Source organism: Paenibacillus sp. Soil766, assembly GCF_001428105.1.
In the GTDB taxonomy this organism is placed as follows: domain Bacteria; phylum Bacillota; class Bacilli; order Paenibacillales; family NBRC-103111; genus Paenibacillus_E.
Genome location: NZ_LMSJ01000028.1, coordinates 53,091 through 70,271, shown reverse-complemented (window position 1 = coordinate 70,271; position 17,181 = coordinate 53,091). Strand labels below are relative to the sequence as shown.

Here is a 17,181-nt window from a genome sequence, read left to right as displayed (position 1 = left end):
GATACACCGTTTACCAGATACCTCGTCCAAAAAACTTTCGGGCCAGCCCGTTACCCGCTAAGATCAAAATAAACGCAACAACGGATTCGAATACCCCTACAGCGGTTGAAAAGCTATAATCCTGTTCTCCGAGTCCGATCCGGTACACATACGTACCAATAACGTCTGCGACATTGTAAACACTTGGGTTATACATGACAAGGATTTGTTCAGTTCCAGCCTCCAGCACATAACCAAGACGAAGAATGAACATAAGTAAAATAATCGGTATCAAGCCAGGCAATGTGATATGTACAATTTGCTTCCATTTATTGGCGCCATCGATCTTAGCTGCTTCATACAAACCTGGATCTATACTAGCTAAGGCAGCTAGATAGATAATCGTATTCCACCCCGTTTCTTTCCAGCCTGCCGTCCCAATAAGAACAGAACGAAAAATCTGACTGTCTAAGAAAAATCGAATCGGTTCACCGCCCATGGCGACAATGATTTTGTTCACGATACCACCATTGGTGGAAAGTAGATCAATGAATAATCCACTGACAATGACCCAAGACAAGAAGTGAGGTAAGTAGACCACGGTTTGGATACTTCGTTTGAACGCCATATTTTTCAATTCATTAAGTAGAATGGCAATGACGATCGGAAGGGGGAAGAGGAACAAGATTTTGTAAACAGAAATGAGCAACGTGTTCTGGAATACCTGCAAAAAACTTGCCGATGAAATCAATTTTTCGAAATGCTTCATCCCAACCCATGGGCTTGCTGCCATCCCATCGAAAATATTGAATTCCTTGAACGCAATGATAATCCCGTACATCGGGGTGTACTTGAATAGCAGGAGAAATGCGATGCCAGGCAGGAGTGCGAGATACAAATCCCAATCTTTCCTGACATCGATCCACAATTGACGCATATATCTTTTTTTAACATTTTTATTGATGGATAGGGCCGTTTCTTTCGTTATGTTCGTTTCGCTCAAGGTGCCTCCTCCTTCGTACTTACTTTCTAAACCTAGTGTATCATCCCCCGTTTTATTGCGAATTAGAGGAATATTACTTGTTTTGGTACTTTCATAACTTCTCAAATAGGAAAATGAAAAAACCTTCCCTAGAAATCCGAGAAGGCTGCCGAATGGCTTATTTGGCTATCAATTACGTATTTCCCCAGGCGTTACACCCCAGTATTTACGGAATACTCTTGTAAAATAACTAACATCTCTGTACCCAACGGCAGATGCGGCATCATACACACGTGAACCATCCTGAAGGATCGCTTTGGCCCGCTCCATTTTCCGTTCCATCACATAGGTGGAGAAAGCTTTACCGGTTTCCTGCTTGAATAGACGGCTTAAGTAAGAGGAATTCACATACATCCTGTCTGCAACAGCATGCAAGGTCATTTCCTGATCAATTTCATTTTCCACGAGACTAAGTATCGTCTTGATCATGCCATGACTGGTCGATTTGCGCCTCTGGCCGGCATAGGTTAGATAGGCCTTAATCATTCGCTGCAGCCAAAACAAGATCTGTTCCTTGGATGCCAACTCCGAATGGTTATGAAAATAGACATAATCCTCACCAGCTACTTCCCGTACTGGCCATCCCTGCTTTTGGATCATACTGACAAATAAGCAAGTAAAATACAGGATGTGCTCACGAATTTCATCAACAGTCTCCGCTTTCGCCATCCCGCTGCTCCAAAGTGCGGTTAACATGTCGAATGCCTTCTCCCCATCTCCGGTTTCAAGGGCAATTTCCAGCGCTTTCTCATGGTTGGGCTGAAACGTCAGTTCCGGTTCTCTTCCTTGCTCCGCCCGGTAGGGGATCGCTAGATCATGGCCCAGTACGATGCGATCTTGCAGGGCACGCACAGCTTGCACGTAGAGCTTATTCATATCCGTAATGCCGCTAGTCATTCCGCTGATCCCGGCACTCGCACTAAGCTTGAGACAGCTTTTTACCGTGAATAACAATTTTTCTGTCAAAGCATTGATTTTTTGCAGCGCTACTTTCGGTTCCTCATCACGATCCATTTGAAAAACAATAACCGTACACCCCGCATAGTTAGTAGATACCCAGCACAGCGTAGATGCTAGAGCTTCCCTTACGATACTACTTAGCGAGAATTGAAGCAGTGACATATCCTTCCTGCTGAACCGATTGTCTGTATCTGAGATCGGGTCCATATCCACGATTGTCACGGCATAAGCAGCATCATTCTGCAGATCTAATTGCAGAACCTTACATTTCTGATCAATTTCCCAATTTTCGTATTTCCCATTCAATAAACCTTGGAAAAATTCATTGACCAAGTAAGGAAGATGGAGCTTCCATTTCATTTTCAACTCATCTTCGTTATGACGCTGCTCAAGCTCGCTTTTCAACTTATCTGCAGCTTCGAGCACGGTCTCCAAAATTTCCTCATCGCCTGCTGGCTTTAACAAATACTTCATTATACCAAGCCCCAGTGCCTCCTGTGCGTAAGCAAAATCATCATGTCCGCTTAGTACGATGATCTTAACCAAAGGTTCTATTTGGCGAAGATGTCTTGCCAGCGTTAACCCATCCATTTCTGGCATCTGCAAATCCAGCAATAGGATGTCCGGCTTTTTACGGTCAATGATTCGAAGGGCTTCCGCACCATTACCTGCTTGACCCACAACTTCGATACCGTGCCTATCCCATGGAATATTATTTACTAGCGCATTTCTGAGACGGATTTCATCTTCCACAATTAATAAATTCATCATGAGACCTCCGCTCGGATTTACGATTGTATACGATAATTCATTTCACATGCTTAATTTGTGAGTAGCGTAATAGCTCCTGTATTTCTGTTAAGGTGTTCGTCAGTTGCAACGCGACTGTAGAGCGAATCGTCTCTTCTTCTGTCGCTTTCAACAGACACTTCCTACATGCTGCCAACATGTCATCACTTTGCACGTTATCAAGAAGCAAGTCCACTGTGTTGATAAGCTCCATAGCTGCATTTTCAGTCATCGCATGACGTGGCAGATACACTTGTACTACATCGGTTTTGATAGCTACCAATAAGGCTTGTATCGCCAGCAGCGGAAACATCCCAGTTGAAATCGCGTCATTCCGCCACGGACCGATCCTCAGCGCACGTATCGTTTCAAATGTTGCCTGCCCGAATGCAAAAATGACGGTTCCCTTGTCCATATCACGAGCAGCAAGCACCTGGTTTATAGTTTCTTGCGACTCTAATTTCGCGTACATTGGATAGATTCCACTATAAACCAGATTGCCGGGAGCAAGCACGTTTTGGTGCAGTTGAACGGATTTCCTAACCTCAGCAGCATTGTCATAATAAGCTTGAGGAATAACAACATCCACATACTGCGACCAGTTTCCAATTTTCTCGGACTCTGCTCCCGGTTCTGGCGCAGCCGATACAATTACATTCGGGCTGATACGCTTAATTTCCTTGTACAGCTCCGCTACAAATTCATCTTCAATTCGTTCTATCCACTTCATCCAAGTCGCCCAAAGCTCTCTATGCTTATCTGCATGAATCTCGTAAGGATCCAAGTCATGCTCACGCTTGAACGCCTCGCGTGCATAGGAACTAAAGCAGTAGCAGTCCTCCCAGTTATTATTCGTGTGCGGAAACCGCATAAAATCCAAGTTAATGCCAGCAACACCATAGGTCGTTATAATTTCTTTTACAATATGTAATACATAGTCGCGCACATCAGGATTCGTGATATCGAGCCAAAAGTAGCCCGTCCCCTGCTGAGGCATTGGCTTCTTGGCATCGGCTTGTCTGCGCGAAAGAGCCGACCACGCCGGATAAGCTCGCAACACAGGACCTCCCTTAGCATCGACACCAACCATGAACCCATCCAACCAAGCATGCACAGCGATTCCCCGCTTCTCGCCCTCGTGAATGAAAGCCTCCAACGGGTCCCATCCCCGAAAGGCAGGATGCTGCTCTTGTATTTGTTTCGCCACTGCGGTACGACTTGGGAATATCGTATATCCCCATAGCCAAGTCTCAAGATACAATTCATTAAAACCAGCAGCCTTCATCCGATCCAAGGTGCGACTCACATCTTCACGACTGCGTTCTATCGCGCGATACCAGACGCCACGTGCTTCAGCAGTTCGGCTAGGCAATGAGCATAGATAACCATCTAAAGCCCAGCTGGACGCAAGCTTCAGCTTGCTCAGGCTATCTTCAGGATCGGCGAATTGCAGCCCTCTCGCCTCGATTAACAACTTATCTGCCTTGGCCAAATGCTGTCTAGCCATGTCAAAAGGAGCGTTGACATAGCTCTCCCAATTCACTTTCATCATTCTTTTCGCATCGCTAATCTGCTTCTCCACCTGCTCCAAACACTTGGAGCTCTCCTGTTCAGCCATAGGTGACACCCCTGTTCATGTGTTAGTTATAGACAATATCATGTCCCATCTGCACGGGATAGAGGATAGTGATGACTTTCTTTGGTACAATGATGAACAACATCCATATGAACATTGTTATTTGAAACAGTTTTGGGTGTACCGCCGTCCATCTGAAAAATGCCTAAGCAACTTTTCTCATTCGAATAAACGATATCAGCTTAAATTGATGCAAAAAGGCATCAATTTCTGCATTTTCAGCTCTGTTTAAACATTGCCGAACCCAAAAGATGCCTTTTTTACATTAATTTATAACGTTGAAGTAAATTCCCCTGAAAAGGATGCCTTTTTGCATTTTTGCCACCTGTGAATCGAACATAATAAGGGTAAGCTTCGCTTAACTCAAAACATATAATTTCTGTCAAAAAAAAGAAGCCAAGCAGTAAACACGCCGCTTAGCTCCCTTTCCATGACTTAACTACCTTGAACTCTTATGCCGAGGCGCTGCCTCCACTGTAGCTGGAGCTGTTATACCAGTAGCTTCGAACCGGGGGCAGGCTCATGTTAGTTTCGTTTCAGAATATTATCCTGAAACCTAACCGCAAGACTTGCCAAGTGAGCTCGCTGCAGAGCGGAGTGCGGGGCCATGGTTCCATCACCATTACCTTGAAAGATACCCAGCTTGACAGAGATAGCCAGATCGATACGCTCTGACGCCGTTAGCCCAGGCAGATCGTTGAAGTCTTTCAGCCACAACTCATCCGCCTCCTGAATAGACATCGTCGGGTTCATGTTCAAAGCCCTCAGAGCGTTTACAATCAATGTAGCGGTCTGAATGCGAGTCATGGGGCTATCAAGGTCAATGTTATTTTCGGTTACGTCAATCAGCTTATGAACAGTCGCGGTATTGACATTATCAGCATACCATTTGTTCTGATCTACCCCGTTCACGGCAGAAGTGACTTTATTAACCGGAATGCCAAGTGCCCGTAGGAATATCGTGTTGGCTTCTGCAACAGTAACCGACTCTGTTGGAGCGAAACTGCTATTACCCACGCCAACGACCAGCATCAACTCTGCCGCCCTGTTAATTTCATCCTTGGCGTAATGCCCGATCGTATCGATGAAGTTAGACTTGACGTTCACCGGCACCAACGTGACATCGCCACGGACGATGACGGTTACCGCACCATTACTATTCATCCTGGTGGGTACCGGAGTCAACGTACCGTCGACATTCACGATTGCCATCGTAGTGAATTCCGCTTTGTCCTTGTCAGGTTGAATATTCACGGTTACAGCGTAAGGTTCGTTGATATCCCCTAATGTCTTCACAATCACCGGGGGTGCGACTGCAACAATGGTCACACTTGTGTTTGCGTTGCTCGCCGCAGTTGCCGCAACTGCGTCTTCAGCTGCTTTCGTTTGCTCCGTTGTGCTTTCGATGATGGTGGTTGCATCCGTATCTTCCTCAACGTGGAGGATCCACGCATTTTCGGCTGGTTCCGGAGTGATCGTCGGGGCAGGCTGAGAAGGCTGAGAAGGAATCTCGGAGCTGGTGCCATCAGAACCGCTGCCTTCAGAGCCAGTGCCTTCAGAACCGGTGTCGGTCGGCGGCGCGCTGGCACGTGTCACTGCGATCGAATAGGTTTTGTGTGTACCATCCTCGGCTGTAACAACTACATCAAATGTATTCAGCCCTACATTCAGAGATTTTACGCCTGCTCCGCTGACCGTCGCGGAACTGTGGTTATTTGTCGCAGTAATAGTAATACTGTTGACACTGTTATCCACATTTACTGTGTAGCTCGCAATGTCCGAGCTGAATTCCGGAGACAGTACGCCTGCGCTAACAGTCAGGTTAGAAAGCTTAGCGTCATTGGAGGCGGCTTCCTCAGCACGATTTACAACTACCGTATAGGTTTTCTGCGTACCATCTTCAGCAGTAATAACTACATCAAATGTATTCAGCCCTACATTCAGGGATTTTATGCCTGCTCCGCTGACCGTCGCGGAACTGTGGTTATTTGTCGCAGTAATGGTAATACTGCTGACGCTGTTATCCACATTTACTGCGTAGTTCTTAATGTCCGAGCTGAATTCCGGAGACAGCACACCTGCGCTCACGGTCAGGTTAGCAAGCGTTGCGTCACCTGATTCAACCTCGCCCACTTCCACGATTAGCAGATTGTCGATGATAAACGGGTTGGGGTTATCGCTCGGTGTCGGTGAGTCATTGTTCCGCAAGATACCGAACCAAGTCTGGTCGGATGTGCTCACGAACTCGTACTCATAATACCCTTTCCAGTTCGGAACCGCTTTCTTGATGTCGGTGTTACGGTAGATGCCGTTGGCTTCCCAACCTTCAGGCATCGCGGTTATTGGCACGCTGCCGTCCAACCGGTTCGATATCACATTGTTAAAATACGGGCCCATCGTGCCTTGCAGATAATCATGGTGCTGAAGCCCTGTAAATTCTACAGTTGTCGAAGAAACTTTCTGACTTAGTGTCCCTTTCATACCATTCCCGAGCACAAAGGCGAAGATGCCGTTTAAGCCAGTTTGGTAGTCAAAGCTGATGCGGTATGTCTTGCCCTCTTCAAACCGGAGGCTCTGAGGTGTAGTCTGGTACATGATGCCTGCGCTGCCAGTGATGTTAGAGAATGAGGTTTTGCCGTCCACAACTAGATCAACCGGGATGGTCGTGGTATCCCACCATTGGCCCGTAACTGTATTCCCCTCTTGGTCTTTCGTTGGCTGCTCAAAGTTTTTAACGCTCTCTGGCGCGTTACTACTCCAAACGGGTACAGTATTGTTTTGCGTATAGGGATCATGCCGGCGCTGCATGATCGTTCTCGCTTCGCGAAACCCTCCGCCGTTGCCAAGATTAAAGGGTAAGAAGCCCTCAAAAGTAGGTTTGTTGATGGACGTACCCGCTTCAGTTGTTCCGTCCGGCGCGGATTCGAAATCCTGATACAGGATGATTTTCCCGTCGGTCACCGGAGTATTCGGTGTTGGTGTGGTAGTCCTGTACATGCGAACGTTGTCAAATCGCACCTCGCCTTCGCCTGCCGCTGCTTGCAACCGGATAGTTGCCGTAGGTGCGTCCGCCGTGAATACGACGCGCATTCGGAGCATACCGGTTTTTTCTTTGGAGTCATAGCGGTCATAATTAAGCAAGACCGAGGAATCTGTGTAACTGGAGCGCCTAGCTCCATCTGTATCCACGATGAGTGACGCCTTGCGTGTTTTTCCACGTTGTACTTCGACCATAACCGAAACGGCGTACTCGTCGCCGGGCGTCAGGCCAGTGATGGTCTGGCTGACCGCCGTTTCGTTACCGTCCTTAACCGCAAGCTCCCAATTGCGGCTTCTGCCATGGTTGTCGGCATTCGAGTTAGCCTGCGCTACGAATCCGTCAGAGGTGAAGAGTGGCATCGTTGTGTTGTCGTTACGCACGACTTGGGGATTCCCATTAACAGTTTTCCAACCTTTGAGGTTGTCTCCTGTACTGAAGCCAGGGTTATTCACGTATTGTCCCTCGCCGAAGTCGACATCCACATCCATATCCTGCTGTTCTTTGTACACCACGTACGGGGTTCTTGCATCTGTATGAATAGTAACTTTTCCATTTACTACAGTCAGAACCTGCTCAGAAGATTTGCCCAGGTCGGACAACTTATACACGTAGACGTTCTCAAGGCCCGCCCAACTGTTGGGGAGTTCCCAGGTCGTACTGCCGCCGTCATCGTTCCAATGGTATAGTTTGATCTCCTTTTGTTCTTGCTCATCAAGCTTTTTCATGTCGCCCTCGTTCCACGGTATCAGGTACTTGATGGAACCTTGATCTGTGCCGATTGCGTTAACCTGCTCGTAAATCTTCTTTCCGTCTTTTTCTATGATGCGTTTGCTGTTTCTTGTTTCGTTATTGGGGTTCTCATACCCCTCTGCATAAACCTTCACATCTCCGTTATTCAACTCGATGTAGTCCGCCCAGCCATCCTTATCCTTTTCCATGCGCGTAACAGGGAAGTGCTGCATGTACTTGGTTGGGATGTTGTTGCGATAGATTTTCTCAACAATCGAGTCATATTCGTTGATACCATTGTGCACCCAGCCCTCGTAGGAGGTCGTATCAGCGCCCATAAGCAGGAAAGCGCTGTTCGGCACGCGGGTATCCTCAATGTCGGCCTTCCAGTTGTCGGTCGTGTAGTTGTCCCAGCGGTCTTTGGAGTCGTTGAAAATAAACCGGGCAATATCGCTGGAATATCCCTTTAGCGACGCGGGGCTATAACTCTTTTCCACGGACCAGTGCGCCCATGCGGCGGAGTCCTCTGCGACGTACGGCCACTCCACGAAATACGCAAGGCCGTTATCCTCGTAATCCCGTGCCAAGGCGTTTCCGCGCCAGCCATTGTGAGAGTACACATCGCTGTAAATGAAGCCCAAATCCGGGATATCGGTTTTAAAACGATTCATGCGCTCATAACGGCTTTTTTCTTGGCTTGCCTCATTATCATTATCGCGGGTCAACGCGTCCAACTGGTCGTCGATCACATAGGCTTGGTGCAGGTAGTAACCGAACGCCACATAACCTTTGCTTCGCGGGGTGATTCCATCGGCTTGCATTTCGACGTTTTCATAGCTGAACTGGTCAACCTTCGCGAAATACTCAGTAAAGTTGGTATGGACACCGACAAAGCTGTTGTACTGGTTGGTCGTAATGTCGGTAAACTTCCGGAACTCATCCAAGCCGCCAAGTTGGTCATCGTAGACGCTGAAGTCGCCCCAGTTGCCTGCGTTGTGGTATTTTTGCAGGATGATTTGTCCCAAACCGTCCGTATGCAGCCAGATACGCTTGGTTTCGTCCACAGATGAAAGGTACGGGTAGTTGGATTCGTTGCCCTGTGACATAATCAGCCGTTGTACGACCGCATCGGCAATTTTGTCCGAGCCGACCGCCACTTTAGCAACATTGCGGAACTCATTAGCCGCATCCTGCCAGTTAACGATGCCATCGTTATTATTTTCTTCAGCCAACACGACCCAGATATGCGGCATATCCTTTTCGTAGGGTTCATCTGTATAGGTTCTGGTTATTAAGGCTTCCTCTTCTCCGTATCTACCCTCATTGTCAATAAATTTCTTGGTAGCGTCAGGGAATCGCCATACCCATGATCCGCTAAGAAGACTCGTTGTAACCAGCGAATCGTTTCTCTTGGTGTCAGCGAGAACGCGTCTTGCCACGCTGCCGTCCGTCAATCCGAAGGCGTTGCTCTGAATGCTGGCGGCTACTTTGCCATTTGACACAAAGGCGTAGTTATAAAAATCAGAGCCGGTCATCATATCTTTGATATTGTAAAAGCTATCGCCACTCCTTCCGATGTTGCTTTCCATTTTGGAACCGGCAAATGAGGAACCAGTATTAAAATTGCTGACAGTTACCGGATTATGATTAGGTATTTCGATGATGAAAATACGACTTGCGGGATTTTCCTTAATCTCAATAAAATCAAACTTGAGCACCATCCCCTCCACCGACGCCTTGATCTTTATTTCCGCGTCCAACTCGGTCACTCGCAGGGTATAGATGACATGCTGACTACCGTCTGCGTTCAAGATTGGCTCACTGGAAGTAACGACGGGTTTATAGTCCTTAACTGTTGAACCTGTCAACCCCTGAGATGTATTTAAGCTATAGGTCATCCCAGTGGTCAGCCTGAGTGTGTCCAACTTGCTACGGTTGCCGTCGATCTTCGCACCGGTGTCCTTCATCTCATACTGAATGGCGCGTGGGAAGTCCTTATCCAGATAGACCTTTACTTCATTGCTTTCGATACTGAAAACGCTGCTGTTTTCTGCAACCGTCACCGTACCGGTTGACTTAATCCCCGGATTATATATGGAAGTCGCCGTAACCGTTGTCTCGCCAACATTTTCTCCGACCACTAGGTTGCCGTACACGGACACGATGCCGGTATTGGCGGCTGTCCAGACAAAGGCTGGCGTGGCGTTCGCTGGGACAGTTGAATAATTCAGCGTGGTCTGATCCTGATGATTCACACTAGTGGCAGTGGACAGTGTAACAGATGACGGCGGAATCACCACGTTCTCGGTGACCGTCAAACTGTTAAAGCGTCCAACGGCGTCCTTCGGATTGACGATCGTCCGGATGCCGATTGTATCGCCGGATTGCAAATACACAGTAACAATGTTTGACTGTTCAGTAGTTGTGAGGCTGGCCGTTGTCCTCGTATATAAGGTGCCTGCAAGCTGACCGTTCACAAGCAGCCCCAATTGACCGGCCGCCTGAGAGCTGCCTTTCGCATAGTTTAAGGTGATGTCATACATACCGGGCTTTTTCACTACGGCATCGGGAACGTCGATTTCAATAGACGAACCGACCGGGACGTAGTCCATCGTATCTACAAATCCGTTGCCTACCCTGATTCCGCCGTTAAGACCGGTTAACGCGATCGGGATATTCTCTGGGACTTCACTGGCGTTGCTATTCCGTACCGCCGCCGGTGGGTCGAACACATTGTTTGCTGTATCCCATAGCGAGACTTGGGCGGTTTTCAACCTAATATCGCCTTCGTTATTCTTTATGTACAGATTGTACTTAAACGAACCGCCGGTACCAGTAGACGTAATGACAACGTCCCCAGCCTTGATCGTTTGAATCCTTCCAGTCACAGGATCCACTGTCGCTATCTCCGGGTCACTGCTGGCCCAAGTGAGTGGGAAGGTCACAGGCTCCGGAATAATGATTTCAGTACCCGACAGGAGGTAGAAGTTGCGGTTGAAGGCATCGTATGTGTAAGACTGCTCAACCTCCCAGACGGAGATATAGTCGATATTTACAAGACCCTTGTCTGGATAGTCCACTACGTCTAGACTGGAGGTGTCCAGCACCAGAGATATGGTATCGCCCTCTTTCAGGTCCATTGTCCAAATATCAGATTCAACAAACACAAGCTCGCTGTCCTTGCCAGCAAGGGGAATGCGGTAATTGCCAGGCGTTTTCGGAGAGCCGTTTTCATTTTTCTCAACCTGGTCGTAATTTACATACATGCTGATATAGTCCTCAATTTCGTAATTGACACGGGAGAACTTTAACATGAATCCGTATTTACCATCTTTCTGAATTGTAAAAGGAAACGTAACGCCGGCACCAGGCTTCGCCCTATAGGTTTGGGGATCGCTGCCTGTGTATAGGCCGCCCAAGACAGATCTGTCGTTAGGCTGACCAGCCGGAGGCGACGAGTAGCTGCCATTCGGATAAGTCGCGCCGTTGGACGTGTTGCCAATGCTGGTGCGAACTACAGTGCCGCCGAACTTATCCGCGTACGCCGCCTTGTAGATCCCGTTGGCGCGCGGGATAAGCACAAGAGCTTCATATGTGTTGCTCAGGTTGCTCGTTGCGGTATTGAGTGTTTCCGCCAGTACTGTATGGTCGAGAAGCAGGTTTTTTGCCCCAGTTAGCGCAGTGGCAAACGGCACCCATGTAGCCGAGGTGTAGCGGTCCTCTTTAAGACCACGCCCCTCAATGGTCGTGATAAGATCTTGAAGCGCTTTCCTCGCCCTGCTCTCGTCAGTGCCCAGATCAACCGTCGCGCTACCTCCCCCACTGGTGATCGTGAGCTTTATGTTGGAATTGACGCCATCGACATAAATGTCATATATGCCGTCGTTCAACGTCTCGTTAAAGACAACTTTGTTGCCATTCTTGACACCGGTAGCCTTTACGACGCTGTCTTGCATCAGTACGAACTCCATTTCGCTGATGTCAGGATGCGCTTCTCCATCCAGAAGAACTGTCAGTTCCGGCTTCTTGGAAACGGATATATTCTCAATCCACATTTGCTTTGTAACGCCGTTATTGCCTGAGGTCCTTGTATCAAGAACCCGTAGCTCGGCAATGTTTGCAGGATTTTTTGCCCTGAACGCAAAGTTTGTAGCAATTTTCGTCTCCGAGCCGCCCTCAGGCGTTACCCAAGCGCTATATGTTTTAGCGGTCATATCAATCGCGATACTTACGTGATACACTTTATTTGCCACTAAAGGGGAGATGACGTCGGCCCCCCACCCTGTGCCGTTATATGCGCCAATACCCGTATTGAACCGCACAAGGGCGTTCATTTTGTCGACATCCGCATTCACAGCCGTGCCACTTTGAACCAAGGAAACAGCCGTGTTCGGACTGGTTACCGATGTGACGTAGTCGAACTTAACTGTCATTTGTCCACTAGTCAAAACCTCTGGCAGCGTATAGTATGCTTTAGCAGCATTTGCGCTGTTTCTGCCCGCAGCGTACAACCTCAGACTTCCCTTCACGATGCAGAGCACATCAACCTTTCTGTTCAGATTGTTAATTGTGAGCGTGTCAGTGATTTGATTGTTTGCGCCGTCACCGCTCCATTGGTACGCATATCCGGCTTCGAGCACGTCCGGCGGCGATGACATCGCACCCCGGCCTTCGGCGGTAATCACCAGCGTTTTGCCACCGAGAACCACAGCTCCGCTGGCAATGAAGTTGTCGTTGTATTTAGCGATGATCGCCGAGCCATTGGACGCACCTGCATCCTCTGCGCTGAATTCAACCGTGTAGTAGTTGAGCGTTTTGACAGCAATTCCAGATACAGCAACTGTTTCGCCGGTGTCTTCGCTGCCGTCAAAAATGTTATATGTGCCGTCATAAACGTCAAATGTAACCGTGCCTCCAACGTCGGAACCGTTACCAATTATTTCCCCATTCTGCCGCAGCGTGAACGTTTTACTGTGCCCGTTAAACGGCTGATCATCTTTGTTGATGGTAAACGTTACATTGTGAACGCTTACAGAGAGCGGTTGTGTTACGGTTAAATTCACTGTTATATGATAATGTTTTACATCCGATTCATCTTGCGTGGTGACTTTGATGTAAACATCGTTCTCACCCGCATGGAGAGAAATTGCTTGCAGGTCTATAGTGAAATTAGAGTTATCGTACAACTCGACCATCGCAGTGGAAGAAGCAACGATATCATCCGTTGTAATCTGAGGTTTCACAACGCTGACGTTGCCGGTGATCGGATTGCTTTGGTTTCCGTCTCCTCCGCCTGGTTCGAGCGTCACCCCCGCCACGCTGATTAGTTCAGCCTCGGATCCATGCGGGTCGGCAGCAAATGCTGTCAATGGCGCAAGGTTGTTGCCGATTAACGACAGCATCATGACGAAAACCAATACCATGCTCAGAATCCTGCATTTCATTTTGCTCAAAGTTTTTCCCTCCCAATTAATAGTAAACGCGCTGGATCACGTTCAGCTTTGTACGGTACCAACAATTGTTGCCCGAGTACCTGCTCCAAGTATGCTTCACCGGTTAGAGCTTGAATACTGCTTAGTTCTCAGTTCCATTATATTTAAGTATGAAATATTGGCATGCAGAGAATAAATCAGTCCATCTTAGAAATCGTTAGTAGCTATTTCTGAACACCGAAGCCATTTCCCCTGAAAAGGATGCTCTTTTGCATGTCTGCCACCTGTGCACCGAACATAAATCAGGGGTAAGCTTCGCTTACCCCCAAAGATGCTTCCCTTTAAGGATCTGAGCCAGCGCCAAGTTCCTGTCACCAAACACTACTCCTTGATTAACAAGGAATATTAGAATGGTTAATGATTGGGTCCATTTCACTTTCTTTTTAGCAGAAAACCCTTCTACAAATACGTATAATTTTTATTGATAATCAACGCATTCACTCGCCATTGCAAGCCTTCACAGGTGCGAAATCGAATGTTGACATAACCATCCTTTCTCTGTGTGATAGGCAGAATCTCCGTGGCAAATTGCCCTGCTTTCAGCACCCAATCGGGCTTCCACGTAAATTGCCCCACGATTTCAACCTCTGTGTAGGAGGGCTGTTCGTTATCGCCACTTACGAAGAGCACATCATAGCGCCCCTTCGGAAGCTCCACGATGAAGGCAGCATCACTCGTGCCTCCGATGAAATCCCTGCGCAGCTCGTCAGGCTCTCCTCGATCCATCGCAAAGAGATTCTTGCCTTCCCATCCGAGCCCGGCATAAGGGGTAAACCTCATATCCGGCGATATTTCACGGAACGTTTGCCCGAGAACACCGTCCATGTGCACCTGCCTAGGTAGTACTTGGGTGTAGTCCTTGTACAGCGATTCCCCTCCTATGCCAAAATCGAGTCGATAGGCGGCCAACCTGGATTCCCGATAATTACCGGAGTAATAGTCAAAAGTAAAATGATCAAGCGTTCTGTAGTGATGCGTGTCTTGGTTTTTGCCAAGGAATACTCGCCGATGAGTGTGGGCTTCATGAACCAAGGGATAGTTCAACTCACTCGCAAAAGTATCCGAAACTCCTGCATGCAGCTTAGACTCCAAGACTTCCGTGTGCGGATACATGGTGTACTCCCCATCCGGCTCAGTCGCAAATGAAATGCGCTCATTGTCCTGCACAAATTCCACTGCGTGCCACGATGAACCCACTTTACTGGAGACATTCACTTTTACACCCGCTTCAAAAGGATTGCGTACCACCACCTTGTTCCCTGCCTTGCTGCGGATCGTAACCCACGTCGTGCGACCCTTTTTCCGCTCCGCATTCACTTCAAACGCGCCAACAGCCAACAAGCCCTGAAAGGAGCAGTCGCTCCATTTCTCATAATGCTTTACGCTTGAATCCACCGCATGGTCATACAAACCAATCTTTCGTTCCTGCTCAGGCTCGCCGGAAGGCAGCGCTGGGAACACTTCGATCACGCCATCATAGCTGTGCAGCAGCATTTCGTTCACTGCCGCCACCATTTCCCCCGAAGCCTCCATCATGTGGGGATGGTATAACGGTTCGTTCGTGATGTTGCAGTAATTCATCCAACGTTCGGTTTCTTCCGCAAACAGTCCGTTACATCGAAGTGATAAGTCGATCCCTTGCTCATACAGCAGTCGAAGCGCCGTATTGCCCTTGCCCAATCTAGCAGCAGCAGAGGAAAGCCACCCAAACTGAAACATGCCGTATTCCGTCTGATTTTCCGCATAACGGAGCGTATTCTCTGCTCTCAGCCTCCATGCAGCTTCGCTATATTTGTTGATTTCTCCAATCGGATAAATCGGCATAAGCAGCGAAGGATGCCGTAAATGCAAATCAACAGGTGCCCATTCGGAATCCCGCAGGACATCCCCATACCGTTTGGAATCCGCCGTTGGATACGGTGCTAAATGATCTGCAAGCTGCTCCCACTTCAGCTGATCTGCCTCCGCTTCACCAAGCAACCTGTTCGCTTCGATGGCGATCTTCAAGGCATATTTAACCGCAGACAGGCTGCAGGTTGAGTTACGAGTCAAAGGACCCTGCTCCGGCGAAATATCCGGGAAGATTTCATAGCGTCCTGACTCCGGATTCACCTGCAAGTAACCTTCGAAGAATTTGGCAATCTGCTTAAACAGCGGATACGCCTTCTCGCGCAGGAATTCGTGGTCCATACTATAACGATAGTAGTCCCACAGAAATTGCGCGCACCACGGCCAAATGCTCACATACAGCGCATGTGGATAATCTCCTGCTACGCCTTCCAAACCGTAAAACTGCTTCGCCATCTGTGATGCTAGATCCACGTAGGATAACAGCCCATCATTGAACGCTTCGGCAACTTCAAGGTGATTCGCCGTATAAAGCGGCCAAAATGCCGCTTGAATGTTCACATCCCAGTACCACATGCTGCCCCATTTGGTCGGCTGTTTAATATCCCACAGCCCGTTCAATCCGCAGGCTTGCTCGCGCATCCTGCCGCCCTTTCCACTGGAGCAGGCGATTGCGTATAAATTGATATACCACAATTCCTCAATCATTTTATCCGGCAACGTAATGGAGGAATGCGACCAGAAGCTGCGCCAATGTGCTTCATGATGCGCGACCAGAAGCTCTACTTGGGATGACGCCTGGTTCAGTCTACTCAACGCCGTCGGAAGCAGCTCCTTCGTTTCCTCCTCCGTGACGACCGTTGTCAGCAGCGTGATGTTGGCTTCCGCATCCTGAAGCACAATGTGGTGACATTCGTCGTTGGAACCCGCATGGATGCGTCCTTTGGCCCCGATCATCCTCATCATCACAATGAACGTGAACGGTTCATACTGCTCCTGATCCTCCCCATCTGGATAAAAGCTGCCTAGGTAGTAGAAGGTCTTCTCATCCAGTTCGTGATACGTCACCTGCATATCGACATATCGCCGCTGAGGAACAGACATTGTGACAGAGGACAGCAAGGATGAGGCGGTTTGCCAAATCTCGGTGATGACAAAGTCGCCGTCCTGAGCGATTCTCGTCTTCACATCCAGCTGCTGGTGATCCTTGGTCACATGCAGGTGAACTACAGCCCTTTTAACATCAAGACTTAAGGAATATCCATCAGGTTCTACCAGCTCCTCAGAGGGGAAAAGTCCAATCTCTCCCGTCGGATAATGCGATGTTCCGCCTGAAGATTTGCCATATTTCCTATACATACTGTTCGCAGACAACGCATCGCCATATAGCATAACTGGCTCCTGCTCAGGATCTCGATACCGTTCTGCAGCCAATGCGCGCAGCTCCTCAAACGTCCGTCCATATTGCAGCGTGAAATCCTGCCTTTCCCCATTTCGAGCCTTCTGACTGTACCGATGGAGTTTGTGATAATAAACCTCATAATGATTCAACGCTAATGTCAGCTTATGATCCTCAAAATACGCCATACCGCCAAAATGTCCATTGCCAATCGGTAAAGCCTCATTCCAGCTGCTCGGAGCATTCTCGAATGTTACGCCTCTCACA

The 17,181-nt window shown here is 48.4% G+C and carries 5 protein-coding genes; all 5 read right to left on the bottom strand.

The window, feature by feature from the left end:
* Positions 1 to 10: 10 nt before the first annotated feature.
* The 5 genes from ASG89_RS21785 to ASG89_RS21765 all read right to left on the bottom strand — a co-directional run bounded on the left by ASG89_RS21785 (position 11) and on the right by ASG89_RS21765 (position 17,180).
* The gene (locus ASG89_RS21785) at positions 11 to 916 is read right to left on the bottom strand and encodes an ABC transporter permease (protein WP_057313197.1); all 906 of its coding nucleotides are present in this window, start codon (positions 914 to 916) and stop codon (positions 11 to 13) included.
* Positions 917 to 1,150: 234 nt separating this feature from the next.
* Positions 1,151 to 2,752: a response regulator gene (locus ASG89_RS21780; RefSeq protein WP_321166526.1), complete on the bottom strand. Its 1,602-nt coding sequence runs from the start codon at positions 2,750 to 2,752 to the stop codon at positions 1,151 to 1,153.
* Between the two features lie 37 nt (positions 2,753 to 2,789).
* Positions 2,790 to 4,388 (bottom strand): glycoside hydrolase family 10 protein, encoded by a 1,599-nt coding sequence (locus ASG89_RS21775; RefSeq protein WP_057313177.1) that lies wholly within the window; start codon positions 4,386 to 4,388, stop codon positions 2,790 to 2,792.
* Between the two features lie 543 nt (positions 4,389 to 4,931).
* Positions 4,932 to 13,619, bottom strand: a complete 8,688-nt coding sequence (locus tag ASG89_RS21770) for an endo-alpha-N-acetylgalactosaminidase family protein (protein WP_235549873.1) — start codon at positions 13,617 to 13,619, stop codon at positions 4,932 to 4,934.
* A 447-nt stretch (positions 13,620 to 14,066) separates the two neighbouring features.
* The gene (locus ASG89_RS21765) at positions 14,067 to 17,180 is read right to left on the bottom strand and encodes a glycosyl hydrolase family 95 catalytic domain-containing protein (RefSeq protein ID WP_057313175.1); all 3,114 of its coding nucleotides are present in this window, start codon (positions 17,178 to 17,180) and stop codon (positions 14,067 to 14,069) included.
* Position 17,181 lies beyond the last annotated feature (1 nt).

Coding starts and splice junctions, on each gene's coding strand:
- ASG89_RS21775 (WP_057313177.1), bottom strand. CDS start 4,388: ATGGCTGAACAGGAGAGCTCCAAGTGTTTGGAGCAGGTGGAGAAGCAG.
- ASG89_RS21785 (WP_057313197.1), bottom strand. CDS start 916: ATGCGTCAATTGTGGATCGATGTCAGGAAAGATTGGGATTTGTATCTC.
- ASG89_RS21770 (WP_235549873.1), bottom strand. CDS start 13,619: ATGAAATGCAGGATTCTGAGCATGGTATTGGTTTTCGTCATGATGCTG.
- ASG89_RS21780 (WP_321166526.1), bottom strand. CDS start 2,752: ATGATGAATTTATTAATTGTGGAAGATGAAATCCGTCTCAGAAATGCG.